Origin of the sequence: Caulobacter segnis (genome assembly GCF_031454995.1) — a bacterium.
GTDB lineage: Bacteria > Pseudomonadota > Alphaproteobacteria > Caulobacterales > Caulobacteraceae > Caulobacter > Caulobacter segnis_E.
The window spans coordinates 666,569-684,349 of sequence record NZ_JAVDRV010000001.1 but is presented as its reverse complement, the minus strand read 5'-3'; the positions used below and the strand labels follow the sequence as shown (position 1 = coordinate 684,349).

Below are 17,781 nucleotides of genomic sequence, written 5' to 3'. Positions count from 1 at the left end.
CCAATGATCATGGTCGCGGCGGCGGCGCTCGGCCCTGTCGTCGGAAGCTATGTCACCACGGCGGCTGTGCGCTCGGTGACGGAAGGAGGGCCTCGCGGTGCGCGTTCATGCTGCGACGGCTGCGGACGGCGGCTGAGTTGGCGCGAGACGACGCCTCTCATCTCATACGCATGGCTCAGAGGTCGCTGCCGTACGTGCGAGGCCCCTATCCCTGTACTTCATCCGCTGGGAGAAGCCTGCGGCCTACTGGCCGCCGTCGCGACCGCGTGGGCCACGCCTGACCATCGCGCCGTTGGTGTTGTCGTTCTCGCGGCCGTTTTGCTGGCCGCTTCGGTCGTCGACCTATCGATCCGGATCTTGCCCGATCTGATGGTCGCGATCGTGGCGATCTGCGGGACATCTCTCGCGGCGTTGCACGGGCTGGATGTTTGGCTTGAGGGCGTTGTCGCCGGCGCGGCCACGCTTCTTATCCTAGGTGGCTTTTCGCTGATCTACGAGCGGCGGCGAGGCGCTGTCGGCTTGGGAATGGGGGATGTGAAGCTGTTCGCGGCCCTTGCGCTTTGGCTCGGCGCGGCGAGCCCCTGGATGGTTCTTTCGTCCATGGTCTTGGGGTTGGTGGTGGCCGCCGTTTCGCCGCCTATTGACCGAAAGATCGTCATGGGGCCGATGATCGCGGTCTCGGGTTTTGCGATCGGTCTGCTACTGGAGGCGGGGATATGGCCGCGACTGTAGTCACCGCTCAGGTATTTGAGCCGCAGTTGCGTCAGCGCGGCGCGGTCCTCGAAAAGCTGCGCGACCGAAGGCTCGTGGACGAGGCGGCTATCGCGCGCTCTGAACTTGTCGCGACAAGGACCGGGCAGCCCATCGAGTTGGTGCTCAATCAGTTGGGGGCGCTTCCGGATGACGACCTGGTTAGCGTGTATTCAGAGGTCGTGGGATGTCCCGTATGGGATCCCGAAAAGACCCCGTTTATCGCTGATCTGAGCGAGCTTGGCGTATCGGCTGAGTATCTGCGTCGCGCGCGTCTGCTGCCGCTGAAATCGCCAAACAGCTCCCTGCTGATCGCGGTGGCCGACCCCCTCGACGACGAGGCGTTGTCGGGACTAGTCTTCGCCACGGGAAAGCCGGTTTCGATCCAGGTCGCTCGCCCAAGCGACCTGCGGCGCGGCTTCGACCTGGCTTTTGGTCCTTTGGAGAACACCCCCGTCACGGCCGATCAGCGTCGGCTTGATCGTGAGGTGGACCTCATCTCCGATAACGCCGTGGAGGGCGGCGGGGCTCGCCTCGTCCAGAGCGTATTTGAGGCGGCTATCGCGGTTGGGGCCTCGGACATTCACTTCGAGCCGCGCCGTCATGATCTTCGGATCCGGCTGCGGGTCGATGGGCGTCTCCTCGATCATCAGGTGGTTTCAGCTGACTTGGCCGCGCCAGCGGTATCGCGCGTCAAGGTCATCGCCAATCTGAACCTGGGTGAGCGGCGTCTTCCTCAGGACGGGCGCACGACCTTCATCGTCAACGGAAAGCAAGTGGACGTGCGCGTGGCGACGTCGCCCACGGTTTTCGGCGAAAGCGCGGTCCTACGGATTCTGGATCGCGCCACCGTTCCTCTCGATCTCAACGCGATGGGGCTCAGCGACTACCTTAAGGCATGCCTAACGCAAGCGGCCAGGTCTCCGCATGGCATCTTCTTTGTCACGGGGCCGACCGGCAGCGGCAAGACGACCACGCTCTACGGCCTGCTACAGACGTTCGCCAAATCCGATCGCAAGGTGCTGAGCGTCGAAGATCCGGTCGAGTATCACTTCGAGCACGTGACGCAGACGCAGGTCGCGCCAGCCCTTGGCCTGACCTTCGCCGCGGCGCTGCGGTCATTCCTTCGTCAGGATCCGGATGTGATCCTCGTGGGGGAAATTCGAGATCCTGAAACCGCCGCCGTCGCGATCCAGGCCGCCATGACGGGTCACTTCGTCTTGGCCTCGGTGCACGCCAACGACGCGCTTTCGGTGCTACCCCGCCTGCAAGACATGGGTGTCGAGCCCTACCAACTGGCCGCGGGCTTCAGGGGTGTTGTCGCTCAGCGCCTCGTGCGCAGACTCTGCCCCCACTGCAGACGTGAAGAAGAAACAAGTCAGGCCGTGACCCTGGCTTGCCAGGCGGCGGGGCTTCCGGCGCCAACCAAGACGTTCGCCGCCCTTGGATGTGAGCACTGCAAGGGCGTTGGCTTTCGGGGGCGAATTCCGATCGGCGAGGGCTTCCTCGCCAATGAGGCGATCTTGCGCGCGGTGGCCGAGCATCGAAGCCTGGCCGACGTTGGAGTCATCGCTCGCCAAGAGGGACTGACCAGCATGATGGCCGATGGGCTGGAGAAGATCGCCCGAGGCGTTACGACCTTCGATGAGGTCGTGGCGGCCGTGCATGGCTGAGACCGACGCGGCCTTTAGATATGTCGCCGTCTCGAGCGCCGGGCGCCGCGTTCGAGGCGTCGTCACGGCCAAGGATGAGGCTCGCGCCTTTGAAAGGCTTCGTCTACAGGGCCTATCGCCCCTGTCGTTGCGGCGCGATCGAGGTGATCCCCGCAGAACCAAGGGGGCGCCCCTGAAGGACCGCGAGGTCGGAGAGATTGTCGGCAATCTCGCGGAGCTTCTCAAAGCCGGCGCCGATATGCGTACCGCCTTGTCAATCTTGGGGGCTCGGGCCGAGAGGCCCGCGATCGCCGCGCTCTGCCGGAACTTGGCCGGGGATATCGGGGGCGGGGAAGCGCTGGACGTCGCTTTCGCTCGTCACGTGGGCAAACGAGGGGCGCTCGTGGGCGCGCTGGTCGCGGCGGGCGAGGCCGCTGGTGATCTTTCCGGAGGCCTCACCCGCGCCGCCGATCTCATTCAGGCTAAGCTGAAGCTCCAGGAGAAGCTGACTTCGATCTTGGCCTATCCCGCTTTCGTGCTCGCGAGCACGGTCGCCGCGGTCTTTATCCTGCTGCTCTTCGTGATCCCGATGCTCGCGCCGCTCACCGCCGATACCGGCGCCGAGCCCCCGATGGCGTTAGCGGTCTTGATCGCCCTTAGCGACGCCCTGCGGGCCAATCTCACGTTGCTTGGAGTCATGGCGGCCGTGCTCGCGGGTCTTCTGTTAATCGGTGCCCGCACGGGGGCTCTTCAACGCTTAGTCGACCGCGTTCTGTTGGAAGGTCCGACCAAGCGCACCGCGAGAAGCCTAGTGTTCGGCGGCTTTTCGATCGCCATCGGCGGCATGCTGAGCGCCGGGGCTCCGATGAGCGAGACGTTGCGTCTAGCCATCCGGGCGGTGAGTTCACCGGCGGCCAAGAAGCGTCTGGAACCCGTGCTCCACGAGGTGCGTCAAGGCGAGGCGTTGTCTGGGGCGCTTGAACGCGTAAAGGGCTTTCCAAGCGCGATCTCACGTCTCGCGGCCGTCGGCGAGGCCACGGGTTCGCTAGGGCCGATGCTCGCGCGCGCGGGGCGTCTGGAAGAGGAAACCGCCATCCGCCGTATCGAGCAGGTCGGTCAGATCCTTGGGCCCGCGTTGATCGTGGGGCTTGGCGGGCTGGTCGGGCTTATCATGGCCAGCCTGCTCTCCGGTGTTAGCTCGCTGGGCGGCGCGGCGCTCGGCTAGCCGACGTCGATCTCGTATGAACGCGGCGGGCCTGGCGTGGCGGCGTCCGTGAACGGGCCACATCCCGCGACGGCGGCGATGAGCTTGGCGACCGATTTGTCTTCGGTCTTCCCGCCTAATGGTCTTGGCCTAGCGACGAGATAGCCCTCGGAATTGATGATCAGCAGAAAGCGAGTGGATTTAGCCGCTCTAGCGCATCTTCGCGCCTTGGCTTGCAGGCGCGCGGCCTTGCCGGGATCGTCTCCCCGATAGGAAACCGACGCGCGCGCGAAAGGATCGTCATCGCCCCCCATCAAAGGGCTTGGCGGCCCCTTGGCCGCCGTATGGGTGGTGGCGTCGCCTTCGGGAGAAAACAGGTCGGAAAGACGGGTCGTTTGCGCTGAGGTTGGGCGTGGCGAGGCCGCGGATAGATCGGGTGTTTGATCACTAAGCCTCCGCTCCATTCGCGCGAAGGCAGGCTGCGCCGCGCTCCTCGACGCTGAGGTGGCGGCCGCCGAGGATGGCGCGGATGATACGAGGGTAATGCTCACCGGCGCCCCGAACGCGCCGCCTAAGTCTTTCGGCTTGGGGGGAAGAGCGCCCAACAGCATCGCTAGCGGAGCCAGATGAACGACCAGAGCTCCCAGGGTCCATAGCATTTTGCGACGCCAGGCAGGCGAGCTGCTCGTAGGCGCCAAGCCGCCGAGTTGGAGAGGTGACGATGAAGTCTGCATGGCTCGCGGATTTATACCCCGCCCGTGCTTCCTCCCCTACGAGCAATTTGATGTGCTCGCAGGGCTAGGATTCATGATCAATGAAACCTCGCCAGCATTGCAAAGGCTTCCTGGCTTGGGCGCTGGCTGGCTTACTGCGGGCCATAGATGTTGAACACCTGGTAGGAGCGGGCGGTGCCGCCTCGACCGTCGGAGATGGTGTACCAGACGACAGCGGCCATATAGGAGCTGTTCGTCGCGCCGCTGCTGGTCAGGAACGGCGCGTTGTAGGTGATCGAGCTTCCGGTGAAGCTCGCCGAGCCGAGGTACGCGGCGGGAACGGTCTCGCGCGAGGGATAGTAGACGCCGTTGATCATCGCGTAAGCGACATAGGGCGCGTCGATCGAGATGATCGTCAACGGGTCGCCGTCGCCATCGGTGTCGTTGACGCGTGGGTCGATGGTCCTGGACGTGGACTGAGGTATGTGGTCGGTCGTGTCGGGAACGGCGACCGGCGGCTGGTTCGAGTAGACGGCGACGGCATGCCTCGCGGTGGAGGTCGCGCCATGGCTATCGACGATCGTGTAGTTGAAACGAATGACGTGGTACTGCGAGCGCGCGGCGCAGTTACAAACGGGAGGGGCGGTGTAGCTGACGGTGTTGCCAGTCTTGGTGATGGTTCCCAGATTTGATGGCGGGCTGCCGCTGCCGTAGACGAACTCAAGCGGTCCGATCGATTGCAGGGAGATGCTGTCTCCCGCGTCCGGATCGCTGTCGTTTCTGAGCGGATAGAGCGTGGCGGTCGTCGACTGATACATGTCGTCGGCCGGATTGAACTCGTCGACGGCGTTGGGTGGCCGATTGCCTTGGGTGATATTGAAGCTGATTGAGGCTGCCGCCGACGTCCCACCGGCGCTTGTCGAGGTGTAGGAGAAGCTGTCGGTCAGTCCCGCCGTTCCGGGGTTGGGTGTGTAGACGACGGTCGTACCGCTGATGTTGGCCGTCCCGTAGCTTGGCTGGCTGGCCAGGTTCATCGACGTGTAGTTGGTGCGCGGGTTGAGCGCCAAGCTCGAGGGCGAGCCCGTGGCGGCCGTTCCCGAGACGTTCGAGACGACCGGCTTGACGTTGATGGTGGCCGTGGCGGCGGAGCTGGTCCCGCCGGCGTTCGTGGCGGTGTACTGCAGTTGGGTCTGCCCGCTGTATACGTTCACGGGCGTGAAAAGGATCGAGGTTCCGCTGACGACAGCCGCGCCGGCGCTGGCCGGCGGGGCCGAGGTGATCGTCAGGCTGGTGGGCGTGCCGCCAGAAATGCTGAGGTTCAGCGGATAGCTGGTCGTGCCGCCGCCGTAGTTGGCGGTGACCGTGGTCGTCGAGGCGGATGTGACGGGCGGGGCGACCGCCGCGTTGATCGTGACGTTGATCGTGCCGGTGGCGCTTCCGCCTTTGCCGTCGGAGATCGTGTAGGTGAAGCTGTCGGTTCCCGTCTGGCCGCTGTAGGCGGTGTAGGTGACCGAGTTGGCCGTGTAGGCGGTCGAGCCTTTGCCCTGGGCCGCGTTGCCAACGCCGGTGACGGTGAGGGGGTCGCTGTCGGAGTCGGTGTCGTTCAAGAGCGGATTGATCGAGACCGCCGCCCCTCCCGCCGAGGCGGTGAGGCTGTCGGCGTTAGCAACCGGGATGCTGTTGCCGGCGGAGATCACGACGCGGGTGCGGTTCTGAGCGTTGTCGTAGGTGTAGTCCGTGACCTTGCCCTGCCGCGTGACCTTCACCAACCGTCCGTGAACGTCATAAGCATAGTCGCTCTGAACGGACTGCGCCTGACCATCGGCCGAAGTCGAGAGCGTGACCAGAATAGCGAGAGCACTCGCCGCCCCACCAAATCGCGCCATGGCCAGCCGCTCCCCTCCAAAGATCGAGCGCAGCCTTACATTGAATTTTTAACTTTGCAATATTGACGCGAGCTAGGTTGTTCGATCAAGCTACCACCAATTAGCCGCTTTGTGGGGTTGGGGACCAATCCATGGTTGCGCGCTTCGACTGCCGTCCGCATGGCGCCATTACGCCGACGCGTGAGGTCTCACGGCCGAAGTGGCGTCGCGCGGCGGGCTCGGCTCGGGCCGCGTTCGGACCGCGGATCGCGCGGCTCAACTCCGCCGCGGGCGGGGGCGGCGCCAACAAATATCTGGCTTGTTGAACGTCAGGGTCCAGGGAAGGGGAACGTCTATGTCGATCAAGACCTTGGGCGCCGGCTTAATGGCTACCACGATGTTGGCCCTGGCCGCGCCCACGCTGGTCTTGGCTCAGACGTCGCCGGGCGCCTACACAACTGGATACCGCTACGACGCCAAACGGCAGCTGGTGGGGCTCATCTCGCCCGACCCGGATGGCGGCGGTTCGCTCCTGTATCGCGCCACGCGCAATACCTACGACGCCGCTGGTCGCCTCACCAAGGTCGAGACCGGCACGCTCTCGGCTTGGCAGTCCGAGGCGGTCGCGCCGTCTAGCTGGTCCGGCTTTACCGTGCTCAAGCAGGTCGACATCGTTCCGGACGCGATGGGTCGCAAGATCCGCGAGACGGCTAGCGCCGGCGGAACGGCTTACGCGCTGACGCAATACAGCTACGACGTCTTCGGACAGCTTGAATGCGCCGCGGTCAGAATGAACACCGCGCAGTTCAGCCAAGGCACGGCCGCCTGTTCGCTAGGACCGCAGGGACCCCAAGGCCCCGACCGCATCACCCGCAACGAGTACTTCGCGGACGGGGCGCTGAAGAAGGTGACCTCCGGCTACGGCGTCCAGGCCATGGTGCTGCGCGAGAACACCTATACCAATAACGGCCTGTTGCTGACCGAGACCGATGGCGAGCAGAACACGACGCGTCACGAATACGACGCGTTCGATCGCCTCAAGCGAACCTACTATCCTTCGCCCACGGCGCACGCCAACACGCACAATCCCAGCGACTATCAAGAATACGGCTACGACAACAACGGCAACGTGACGTCGTTGCGCCGACGCGATGGTTCGACGATCACCGCCACTTTCGACGCCCAGAACCGACAGATCACCAAGTCTGTCCCCGCCACCAGCGGCGTCGCCGCCGCCAGCTTCAGCTACGACTACGACAATCTCGGCAACAAAATCTCGGCCTCCGAGGGCGGCAGGACGGTCACCCGCGCCTATGACGGCTTTGGCCGCCTGACCTCGGAGACGGGACCGATCGGGGCGGTCAGCTACCACTACGACGCCGGCGGTCGCCGCGACCAGCTGACCTGGCCCGACAGCTTCAACGTCACCTACGAGTACGACAACGTCGACTCCTTGAAGTTCATCCGCCGCGCTGGCAGCGCCAGCGCCAGCGACAAGATCGCGGAACTGACCTACGACAATCTCGGGCGGCGTACGGGCCTGCTACGGGGCAACAATGTCACGACGGCCTATGGCTACGACGCCGCGCTGCGCCTGCAGAGCCTGAGCCAGACCACGGCGAACGCGGCGGACAACGTCACCTACGGTTTCCAGTACAACCCGGCCAGCCAGATCACCCTGCGGACGATCAGCAATAGCGCCTATGTCATCGCCAGCCCGACTCCGGTTGACCGGGCGTATGGCGCCAACGGCCTAAACCAGATGACGTCGGCCGGCGCGACCAGCATCAGCTATGACGGGCGCGGCAATCTGCTGTCCGATGGCGTGACCACCTGGGTCTACGACGCCGAGAACCGCCTGCGCGGCAACACCGCGGGCGCGAGCCACCTCTATGATCCGCTGGGCAGGCTCTATCAGACGACCACGGGCAGCGGGACTGTCACGCGCTACCTCTATGACGACGTCGACATCATCGGCGAGTACAATAGTTCGAATGGCCTTCTGCGCCGCTATGTCCATGGACCCGAAGAGGACGAGCCTCTGGCTCGCTACGTCGGCTCCGGCACGAGCGCCGAGTGGTTGCTGGCCGATTATCAGGGTTCGATCATTGCTACAACAAACAACGTCGGCGTGGTGACCGTCAAAGATGTTTACGACGAATATGGGGCACCTGGTGGAGGCAATGACGGACTTTTTCAGTACACGGGGCAAATCTTTCTCGCCGATCTTTCATTGTATCACTACAAAGCGCGCGCCTATTCGCCGTTTTATGGACGCTTTCTGCAAGTCGACCCAACGGGATACGACGATGGCTTGAGCTGGTATGCGTATGTAGGCAATGATCCGATAAATAAGTATGACCCGAATGGTTTGGCGGAGGTCGGTCCCGTCATTGTTCCTGGTATTAGCCCCGAGGAGTTACTGCGCCGATCAATGGAGCGGGAGGCCATGGCGGCTGCGAAGTTAGCCATGAATACTGTAAATACGACTGTTGAAGCTGTCACCGTAACCGCCAAGAAGGCGATTTCGGGCGTAGCTAATAGTATGAGCGCCGCCGGAATGTGTCCGGTTGCTACTATAGAGCTCGTCGCCGGCGCTGTCGGTGAAATCAAGGGGATGTCTCACGATATTGAAGGCGCGGGTAGCATCGACTTCGGCAGTGCTAGAGTAGCTTTTGATCTTCTCCGCGGAAAATTTAGTGGTCGGGCCACTCAGGGTGTCGATTTTTCTTTCTCTTCAGGCGGCGCGACCCTGCTTGGGGGAAAAATTCAGCGTGAGGCGACGCTCGGGAAGGGGGGGAGCAAGAAATTTGCGTGGCAGCTAGGTAGGGACCCCTTTGTCGGCATGAAGGTGGGGGGCGCTCTGGTGCTTGGTGGTGAATTAAAGGCGGGGTATGATCTTGTCACTCCTGGCCAAAAGTGCCCAAAATAGGGAATTATCTAGGTGAGACTTTCTCTAAGAAACCCCGTTCTTATTACTTTGTCATTGCTGATATCTGCGCTTTTTAGTACGTTTTTGCCAGTTCTTCCGGGGCAGTATATATTCTCAACTATGATTATAATCTCGGTGTCTTTATTCTATTATTCGCTTGCCATGGCTTGGCTGTGGTCGGCGCTCAACGTTGCGAGTCCCGCAGGCTCCTTGAGGGTGGCTGATGCTGCTGCGTTCGTGGCGCCTCCTGTTGCCTTTTCTTTGCAGAAGTTTCTTCAGCGCTATGAAAATATGAGCATATTGCTGAACGGTGAATATTCTTATGTGCCGAAAATGATTACCGCTGTTGGCGTAATATTGTTGCTAATGTGTGCGCTGAAGGTCGTAATAGCTGTGGAGTCAAGATTGGGATCTGGAAAAATTTCTTTGGGATCACTGTGTATGTCGGCTGTATCCGTCGTTTTTCTTCCGGTTGGTGTTTGGTTGATATGGCCGAAACTTAAAAAGATCGATGCTATGAGGGTCGATTGAGTATCCCAGCTGGCGGGCCGGATTTAATTATTCGCAGAACTGATCAGGGGTGTTCATGCGGGTTTGGGTTGAATTTGCGGGGCTTGTTTGAATGTGCTGCTCAGCGGCGTTTCTTTAGGCCCCGCACTTGTCTCCTTGTTCGTCATGAACACGGTAATCTAATAGTGAAGGGGATGTGTCTTGGCTCTAGCGAAGCAATTCGGCGCGGTGGTTCCGACATTTTGCCTCTCGGCAACTCTGCTCGCCTCTGGGACGACTTGGCCAACTAACGTCTTGGCGCAGCTTCCCCCACCGCCCAAAGAGGTGTCGGCTGATCGAAACGGCGTTGATGCGCGAACCGGCAACGAGCTGTGGTCAGCCCGCGAACTCGATATTGGCCCCGAGGGGGAGATGGGGCTTCATCTAGGCCGACATCATGCCGAAGGTGTCACTCGCCACTCCTTCGCTAGCACCTACTATATGATCAACCTCGCTGATGGCTTTCATAGCGTCGCGGCGTCGTTCGGTGATGTTGGGGATTCGTTCGCGACGAATTTTAGTCCGCTCGGTTCCTTCATTGATGAGGGCGCCTACAGGTATCAGTCCGCTGACGGGACGATCGTCACCTTCAACACATTCATATGGCATCACTTCAATAGCTACGGCGACAACTCCGAAGACATCTATCGCCTAGCCGACACCGTAACCTATCCCAGCGGCGTGAAACTGACGGTCCATTATCGGCTTGAAACCGTAGGCATCCTGCCACTCTCGCGCATTCAATCGGTGACCAGCAACACCGGCTATCAGATCAAGTTCCGGTATTCGACCAACGACCCCAATCAGGCCGGCTTCTATGAGCCGACTTCCGTTGTGGGCATCAATATGGGAGTCGAATACTGCAACCCGGCGGCCGACGATTGCACACTCTCTCAGGCTTGGCCGACGACGTCCTATGCGAAGACGAGCTCGGGCTCGACAAACACGTTGAGCGTCACGGACCCTAAGGGCGGCGCGACTCAGTATACGAACGTGGGCGGGGCCAACGCCAACTATTCGATTACGCTGCCGGGATATTCCACGCCGAGTAAGACATTCTACTATGCGTATATCCCGTCACCGTGTGATTTTGTCACCGATCACACCTTCTGTTCGATGGGGTATGGGTCTCGCGTCGCTAACGTGGTCACGCCGGATCGCTCGACGTCTTACAGCTACGGGGGCAACAGCAATCCCACCTATTTCAACCAGATTACGACGACGGATCCTGGCGGGATCACCAACGTCTTCAAGTCACAAGGTTCCAACGTGCTGGGCGTGTGGTCCGTCACGGATCCCTACAGCCGCGAGACGAAGTTCGAATACAATTCCAATGGCCAAGTTACCAAGGCGACCTGGCCGGAAGGGAACTTCACGGAGTTCCAGCGCGACGGTTTCGGTCGCGTCACGCAAGAAATCACCCATTCCAAGGGCAACGGCGCGACCCTGACGCTGAGCCGGACCTATGGCGCGTGCGCCATGAACGTGGTGACCTGCGCCTTGCCGCTGACCGTGACCGACGCGCGCGGCGCCGTGACCGAATACCGCTACAACACCCATGGCCAGAAGACTGTCGAGATCGGGCCGGCCAATCAGAACGGCGTGCGACCTCTGCGGCGTTGGACCTACGCCGACAAGTACGCCTATGTGAAGAACGCTTCCGGCGGCATGGTCGCGGCGGCCACGCCGGTCTCGATGCTGACCAACGAGATCGTCTGCAAGAGCACGTTCAACGGCGACCTCGCCAACCCCGCCTGCGGATCGTCGGCCGACGAGACCGTCACCACCTACGAGTATCCCGCCGGGGCCGTCGAGAACGCCCTATTGCCGCGCGGCATGGTGATGACGGCCAACGGCGCGAGCCTGCGCACCTGCTTCGGCTACGACCGGTTCGGCAACAAGATCAGCGAAACACGCCCTCGCGCGGACGTCACGTCCTGCCCGAACTGAGGCTTGTCATGGGGCATTCGCGGCGGGCCGAGATGGCGATGCTCCGCGGCGCTGGGCCTTGGCTACGCCGTATGGGCCGCGCGCCTGGCCAGCGTCGTCGAAGGCTTCGAGCGTATCCACCGCGCCAACGCATGCGGTATGGGCGTGCCGCCGCTGGATTCAGGTCGGGCTTCCCCGCGTGACCCTCGGCCCGGACGGCTAGGAGGCCTGCGACGCCACCCGCCATCGCGAGCCTATTGGCGGCGCTCCGCGACCCAGCGCTCTGCCTATCGCCGGAGCGGCCCGACCGCGTTCGGAACCTTTAGCGATCAACCCTACAGCGCCTCTCCCGAACGCGGCCTCTAGCGATGGGGGCGGACTTGCGCCGAACGCTCAGTTATTGTCCTCTGAGGCGGGAGTGCTGAACATGGTTGCGGAGGTCTGCGATCAGTTCCTTGACACCGTGTCGCCTTCGGTGCGCCGGGAGCTGGAGAGCCGCATGCGCATCGTCCGCGCCAAGCGGGGACGCACGCTCGCCGTGGCCGGTACGCGATCCACCGACGTCTTCCTTGTGCTTGAGGGAGAAGCACAGGTGCTACTTTACTCGCGTTCCGGCCGCGAGGTTTCGGTGCGTCAGATCGGCGTTGGCGGCATTTTTGGAGAACTGGCCGCCCTGGACGGTGAGGCGCGATCGGCTACGGTTATCGCCCTCACCGAGTTGCGGCTGCTGCAGATCAGCGGCAAGGACTTCCTACGCTGCCTGGAGAGCTCGCCCGCGAGCGTCCTATGGCTGGCGCGCCGCCTGGTGACGGAAGTTCGCCGCCTCACCGAACGTGTCTTCGAACTCAGCGCGCTGAACGTGCAGGCGCGCCTGCACTGCGAGCTGCTGCGAATGGCCAAGGGCGGTCCCGACCATCCGGCGCCCCTGATCATCGAACCGGCCCCGACCCACGCCGAGCTCGCCAACCGCATAGGCGCGCACCGCGAGGCCGTCACCCGGGAGATGCGTTCACTCGTGGAGCACAACGTCATCCGGGCGCGACGCCGCTCGCTGGAATTCCTCGACGTGCCGCGTCTCGAACACTTCGTGGGCCAGGCGGTCGGCGTGTTCGCCGAACCGTTCGACAGCCCATGATAGACGCCCCGCCGCTCCAGCGCGTCGCGATCGTCGGGGGCGGCTGCGGAGGCGTGGCCGCGGCGTTCTGGCTTTCGAGCAGCGCCGCCCTGCGCTCTCGGTTCCACGTGACGCTCTACACTCACGGGTGGCGGCTCGGCGGCAAGGGCGCGAGCGGGCGCAACCCCGAAATCCATCAACGGATAGAGGAGCACGGCCTGCACCTGTGGATGGGTTGCTACCGTCGCGCCTTCCAGCTGATGCGTGAAGCGCTCGCCGCCGATCCCCAGCCGAGCCCCACGCCGACCGTGGAGGACGCTTTCAAGCCCGTCCTCGAATTGACCTTGCAGGAGCGCGAGGCCAGCAGCTGGAAGCCCTGGCCCTTCCGGTTCACGCCGCGTGACGGCTATCCCGACGAGCTCGCCCCCTACGCGCTCTCCGGCCTGGTCATGAACTTCGCCGACGTGGCCCAGGCCTATATCGCCAAGCAATTGCCGGATGTTCTCTCCGCGGAGCTACGGTCAGCGCTCGACAAACTGCGCAAGGCTGGCGAAGGGCTGGTCCCCGGCGCGGCGTTGCAAGCCGCCGAGGCTTTGGAAGGTCTCAATCAGGCGATCAGCGCGGCCCTCTCGTCCGCGAGAGTCGTCAACTCCCCATTCCGGCGCGGCCTGATCCTGGCCAACCTGGCCGTCGCCTTCGGCGCGGGCCTGGCGCGCGACATCTTGGCGGCCCCAAACCCCGAGGGGGCCTTTGAGCGCCTGGACGCCCAGAAGGACTTCGCCAATTGGCTTGGCGATCACGGCGCGCTGGACATCACGGCGCGGAGCGCGCCGGTTCGGGCGCTCTATGAATTGGCGTTCGCCTTCCCAAAGGGCGACACGGACCGTGGCGCCTTGGCGGCCGGCGCCGCCATCGGCCTGGCGTTGCGGATGATGGACTATCGCGGCGCCCCGTTTTTCCGACTCAACGGCGGCATGGGCGACGTCGTCTTCGCCCCGCTCTATCGGGTGCTCGTCGAACGGGGCGTGGAGATAAGGTTCTTCCATCGCCTCACCGAGGTGACGGCGAGGGACGGAGCAATCGAGGAGATCGCCTTCCGTCGTCAGGCCGACCTGGTGGGCAAGGCCTATCAGCCCTTCCTGCGCGACAACGGAGCCGACTGGTGGCCCAACCAACCAAACTGGAGCCAGCTGGTTGACGGCGAGGTCCTGGACGCGCGCTGCGTTGATTTCGAGCGAGACGACTGTGACGTCCATGTCGGCGAGATGCGCCTGCGCCACGGCGCGCCGGACGGTTTCGACGCGTTGGTCCTCGCCGTCCCGCCAGAGGTGCTGAAGGCGACCACCGCCCGACTGACCCAGCCCGCCTGGACCGGCATGCTCGCCCACAGCGACTCCGTGGCGACCCAGGCCCTGCAGATCTGGGCGCGCGGCGCCACGCCCAGTCTCGGCTGGTCCTCCGGCATGGTGATGTCGACCTTCGCCGCGCCATTCGCGACCTGGGCCGACATGAGCCACGTGTTGCGCTGGGAAGGCTGGCCCGCGCGCCGGAAGCCCGCGTCCGTGCACTACTTTTGCGGACCGCTGGCCGACGGCGGCGACATCGTGGCCGCCGAAGAAGAGGCCGCGAGATGGACGTCAGGGCCGCTCGACGACATCTGGAATGGAACCCCCGCGAACCTCACGGTCTCGACCTATGTGCGCGCCAACACGCGGGGCTCCGAACGCTACGTGCTGGCCCTGCCGGGGAAAATCGCCCATCGCCTGCCGCCCGATCAGACGCCCTACGCCAACCTGACCCTCGCGGGCGATTGGACGCGCATGCGTTTCAGCGGCGGCTGCGTCGAGAACGCCGTGGAATCCGGTCTGATCGCCGCGCGCCGCGTTAGCGGGGACGCCTCTCTCGGGGGAGCCTAGGGCGCGACCGCCGACGCGGGAAGCGCCTCGAAATCGAACTCGAACCACGCGCTCCAAGCGATCCCGACCGTGGTGTGGCCGCTCACGGCGACCGGCGCGGCCAGGATGTCGACGGCGATCCCATGGCTCTTGCAGTTGGCGATCAGCAGGGTGGGGTCGCCGCCGAAGCTTCCACCGCGATGAAACGCCGTCATGCGGCAGGGCGAATTCACGATAGCCTGAAAGCAGGCCTCCGATGGGCGGTTGGAGTCCGGAAACTGCTTCAGGGCGATGGCCGGAACCACGGCTCCAAAGCCGCCGACCTCGGCCGCCCGCGGCTCCCCCCGTAGCAAAAGGTCGCTAAAGCGCGAGGCCGCGATGTCCCCGTTCAGGTTCGGATCGGCCACCACCGACCCGGTATTCACCACGGTGAGCAGCCGTTCCACACGACCCTCGTCGTCCCGATCCGTGTCGCGGAAAATCATGGTGGCGCAGGAAAAGTCCGACTGCCCCGCCTCGCCCGGCGCGAGGATGGTTCCGTGGGCCTTGGGCCACCCCCACACCTCGCGACCGGTCACCAGGCCGATGGAGTAGTCGATGAAGACATACGGCGCCCATAACACTGGCCTGGGGAGCGGTCGCCCTTGCCGGAACTCCAGGAGCGGCAGCCACACCGCGCATTCGCGACCGGGGGCCCAACCGTTGCGCCGCGGAGAGGCGCATCGCGCGATGCGCATAAAGCTGACGACCGCGAGGCCGCCAAGAGGCTTGTACCTGACAAGCCCACCGCCACCCGGCGTAAGCAGCTTGTCCACAAGCGCCTGTACGGCGTCTCCATCGTGATGGAATGCGAAGGCCGCGGCGTGCGCGCCCGTGAACACAGCCGGCGGAGCGATGGCCATGGCTCCATGACCCGTCCAATCAATGTAACGCGCCATCTCAGCTCTCCGGTATCGGCTTTCTGCTCAAGAAGTCGTAGCCGGGGATCTGTCTCGGAGATCCGCTAATCGCGCGCGCGGACGCCATTCCCGACATCACCGCGGCTTCGACGGCGGTGGCGTTCAACCCATGGCGAGTTCCTTCGCCCGTGAGGACCAGGTTCGAAAACCCCGACTGCAGCGGATAGAGGCGATAGCGCGTCTGCCCGGCGGCGCAGGAGACGCAACATTCCGTGGGATCGATGTTCGCCCGCAGGAACTGATTGTTCAGGCGCGCCGAGCCCGTGGCGCCCGAGGGATCCCAAAGCGCCGTCCAGTCGAAGGTTCCGTTTCGGCTCGCCAAGGGAAACCAGGCCTCGGCGCCGGTCTTTAGCCAAGCCTCGACCATCACCCGGAGCTCCGTCGCGGCCCGTTCCGGCACGCCCGCGTCGCTCGGGGGCGCGGCATAGAGCCGGGTAGGATAGGAACCGCAGAAATAGTGCAGCGTCTTCGGGCCAGCCCCCTCCGGCCAGGGCTCCACGTCCAGGACCTGGGACATGTCCGCCCAGATGTCGAATGGCTGGGGCCCGGAAACGGTGGCCGATTTGCCGGTTGTCCAGCCCAACTGGGGGAGCGTGCGATCGCTCCAGAACTGGAATGCGAGCGTCGGGGTTATGTCGACGTTTTCGGCGAACCGCCGCAGCGGGCTCTCCACCGTGAAGAGGTCGGCGCAGATGCCGGGGTCGCCTTCCATGGGCTTGTAGCCCCCCAGCGGAATCGCCAGCACCACCTGGTCATAGTCTTGGTCGGCCTTCAGCACGACCTCGCCTATGGGCGGCTCCTGACACCAGTGACTCTCGAAGTTCACGCCCGCGTCCCGCAGCCTGTCGCCATCGACAAGCTGATCCCAATGCGGCTCGGTGGGCCAGGACGTCAGGCCGCAGATCTCGAACTCGGGACGGTAGGGCTGGGCGCTCACCGCCGCCTGCACCTCCATTCTCACCCGACCGACGCGATCACCGTCGCGCTCAAGCGCGGTCACCTTGTGGAAGAACTCGAACTTGACGCCGTTGTCCTTCAGGACGGCGTAGAGCGGTGCGATCACCGCGTCGCCGAAGCCGCCCTGGACATGGTACATCATCGCGCCCTTGTAGGTCGCGAGCATGCGCACCACCGAGCCTAGCCCAGAACCGGCGGCGCACGTCGGGCGGGCGGGGTCGCCGTCCGTGTACTGGAACGAAATGTCGTAGATGATCCGCACCAGGCTCGAGGTGCGCGCGATGACCTCGTCCGCGCCGTGGTAGATCAGCCAGTCGCTGAAATCCCAATCGTCGATGGTTTCGAAGGATAGATTGGGCTTGATCAGGTCGGCCACCGCCCCCGCCATCGTCGCGGCGAACACGTTCAGCAAGTGTCCGATCATGATGACGGCGGGATCATTCGAGCCCTGATGAAAGGCTCGATACTGGGCGTCGATCAACCTGAGCAGGCGTACGATGGCGTCCAGGTGAGCATGACCCAGGCCGGTGAGATCTCCGCCGAGCGCATGCAGCCACAACGACAGGACCTTCATCGCCTGGGGAAGGCTCAGCCGCGGCTGGACGACGACCGCTTCGGCGAACGCCAGCGCGGCATTGTCGAACCCGAACGCCGTCCTCGCCGCGGCCAGGAAAAGCAGCGAGTCCGAGGCCTCGGGGTCCTGCTCCTCGAGCAGCGGCTCCCATCCGGGCAGCCGGTCCAGGATGGCGTCGCGCAACCATCCCAGAAGGAGGGCCAGAGCGCCGCCGAGCGGCGGGATCGGTTTGGGATCGCCGGGCTGGCCATCGTTCTCGGGCCAATCGACGGAGAGGTGGGTCCAGCGATCATCCACCAGCATGCCAATACCGGTGTGTTTCTGCGGCTTGAAGGCGTCGGTCCACGTCTTGAAGGGAGAAGTCTCTGGCGGCGTGTAGGCGGCGTAGACTTCCTGGAGCAGCCGGAAGGCGCAGTCGTAGTAGCCGAACCAGACATGGAGCCCATGTTCCAGGTTCCGCCCTTGGCGGTCGCGGCCGCTCGCCGCCTTGCCACCCAGTCGCCAGCCCATCTGGTGGACCGTGACCTCGTATTGGGCCCGCAGCTCCGGTGTCTTCGTGAGATAGTAGGCTGTCGTTAGCCCCGCCATCCCGCCGCCTAGGATCGCGATCTTCTTCCTGGCCATTCCGCGCCCCCGCCTGGCCGATTGTCCGGTGATCGAGCGGATTGCGGGATCGGCGCGTGGCCGC

The 17,781-nt window shown here is 63.8% G+C and carries 12 protein-coding genes; 8 read left to right on the top strand and 4 right to left on the bottom strand.

What is annotated here, in order from left to right; all coding sequences use genetic code 11:
- Positions 1-3: 3 nt before the first annotated feature.
- From J2728_RS03205 to J2728_RS03195, 3 genes are read left to right on the top strand one after another with little or no spacing between them, the layout of a single operon-like run.
- Positions 4-732, top strand: coding sequence for a prepilin peptidase (locus J2728_RS03205; RefSeq protein WP_309996257.1), 729 nt, complete (start codon positions 4-6; stop codon positions 730-732).
- Positions 717-2,423: a GspE/PulE family protein gene (locus tag J2728_RS03200; protein WP_309996254.1), complete on the top strand. Its 1,707-nt coding sequence runs from the start codon at positions 717-719 to the stop codon at positions 2,421-2,423. The genes J2728_RS03205 and J2728_RS03200 overlap by 16 nt, the downstream gene beginning before the upstream one ends.
- Positions 2,416-3,627 carry a type II secretion system F family protein gene (locus tag J2728_RS03195; RefSeq protein ID WP_309996251.1) on the top strand — a complete coding sequence of 404 codons (1,212 nt, stop codon included), beginning with the start codon at positions 2,416-2,418 and terminating at the stop codon, positions 3,625-3,627. The genes J2728_RS03200 and J2728_RS03195 overlap by 8 nt, the downstream gene beginning before the upstream one ends.
- On the opposite strand, the gene J2728_RS03190 is transcribed toward J2728_RS03195, so the two are convergent.
- Together J2728_RS03190 and J2728_RS03185 are read right to left on the bottom strand one after the other, a co-directional pair.
- Positions 3,624-4,157, bottom strand: coding sequence for a hypothetical protein (locus J2728_RS03190; RefSeq protein ID WP_309996248.1), 534 nt, complete (start codon positions 4,155-4,157; stop codon positions 3,624-3,626). The two genes, J2728_RS03195 and J2728_RS03190, sit on opposite strands and share 4 nt — an antisense overlap.
- Before the next feature lie 314 nt (positions 4,158-4,471).
- Positions 4,472-6,205, bottom strand: a complete 1,734-nt coding sequence (locus tag J2728_RS03185; protein WP_309996246.1) for an Ig-like domain-containing protein — start codon at positions 6,203-6,205, stop codon at positions 4,472-4,474.
- Between the two features lie 334 nt (positions 6,206-6,539).
- Here J2728_RS03185 and J2728_RS03180 point away from each other — a divergent pair, with 334 nt between their 5' ends.
- The 5 genes from J2728_RS03180 (at position 6,540) to J2728_RS03160 (ending at position 14,624) form a co-directional block, all read left to right on the top strand.
- Positions 6,540-9,116 carry an RHS repeat domain-containing protein gene (locus J2728_RS03180; RefSeq protein ID WP_309996243.1) on the top strand — a complete coding sequence of 859 codons (2,577 nt, stop codon included), beginning with the start codon at positions 6,540-6,542 and terminating at the stop codon, positions 9,114-9,116.
- Between the two features lie 12 nt (positions 9,117-9,128).
- Entirely contained in the window at positions 9,129-9,647 is a 519-nt protein-coding gene (locus tag J2728_RS03175; RefSeq protein ID WP_309996240.1) for a hypothetical protein, read from the top strand.
- A 273-nt stretch (positions 9,648-9,920) separates the two neighbouring features.
- Positions 9,921-11,615 carry an RHS repeat domain-containing protein gene (locus tag J2728_RS03170; RefSeq protein WP_309996237.1) on the top strand — a complete coding sequence of 565 codons (1,695 nt, stop codon included), beginning with the start codon at positions 9,921-9,923 and terminating at the stop codon, positions 11,613-11,615.
- A 406-nt stretch (positions 11,616-12,021) separates the two neighbouring features.
- Positions 12,022-12,729, top strand: a complete 708-nt coding sequence (locus J2728_RS03165; protein ID WP_309997570.1) for a Crp/Fnr family transcriptional regulator — start codon at positions 12,022-12,024, stop codon at positions 12,727-12,729.
- Positions 12,726-14,624 (top strand): FAD-dependent oxidoreductase, encoded by a 1,899-nt coding sequence (locus tag J2728_RS03160; protein ID WP_309996235.1) that lies wholly within the window; start codon positions 12,726-12,728, stop codon positions 14,622-14,624. Before J2728_RS03165 ends, J2728_RS03160 begins: the two co-directional genes overlap by 4 nt.
- On the opposite strand, the gene J2728_RS03155 is transcribed toward J2728_RS03160, so the two are convergent.
- Complete coding sequence (locus J2728_RS03155; protein WP_309996232.1) at positions 14,621-15,505, bottom strand: acetoacetate decarboxylase family protein; 885 nt, start codon at positions 15,503-15,505, stop codon at positions 14,621-14,623. The two genes, J2728_RS03160 and J2728_RS03155, sit on opposite strands and share 4 nt — an antisense overlap.
- Positions 15,506-15,542: 37 nt before the next feature.
- Entirely contained in the window at positions 15,543-17,717 is a 2,175-nt protein-coding gene (locus J2728_RS03150; protein ID WP_309996229.1) for an FAD-dependent oxidoreductase, read from the bottom strand.
- Positions 17,718-17,781: the final 64 nt, after the last annotated feature.

Coding starts and splice junctions, on each gene's coding strand:
- J2728_RS03160 (WP_309996235.1), top strand. CDS start 12,726: ATGATAGACGCCCCGCCGCTCCAGCGCGTCGCGATCGTCGGGGGCGGC.
- J2728_RS03200 (WP_309996254.1), top strand. CDS start 717: ATGGCCGCGACTGTAGTCACCGCTCAGGTATTTGAGCCGCAGTTGCGT.
- J2728_RS03185 (WP_309996246.1), bottom strand. CDS start 6,205: ATGGCGCGATTTGGTGGGGCGGCGAGTGCTCTCGCTATTCTGGTCACG.
- J2728_RS03180 (WP_309996243.1), top strand. CDS start 6,540: ATGTCGATCAAGACCTTGGGCGCCGGCTTAATGGCTACCACGATGTTG.
- J2728_RS03205 (WP_309996257.1), top strand. CDS start 4: ATGATCATGGTCGCGGCGGCGGCGCTCGGCCCTGTCGTCGGAAGCTAT.
- J2728_RS03155 (WP_309996232.1), bottom strand. CDS start 15,505: ATGGCCATCGCTCCGCCGGCTGTGTTCACGGGCGCGCACGCCGCGGCC.
- J2728_RS03150 (WP_309996229.1), bottom strand. CDS start 17,717: ATGGCCAGGAAGAAGATCGCGATCCTAGGCGGCGGGATGGCGGGGCTA.
- J2728_RS03195 (WP_309996251.1), top strand. CDS start 2,416: ATGGCTGAGACCGACGCGGCCTTTAGATATGTCGCCGTCTCGAGCGCC.
- J2728_RS03165 (WP_309997570.1), top strand. CDS start 12,022: ATGGTTGCGGAGGTCTGCGATCAGTTCCTTGACACCGTGTCGCCTTCG.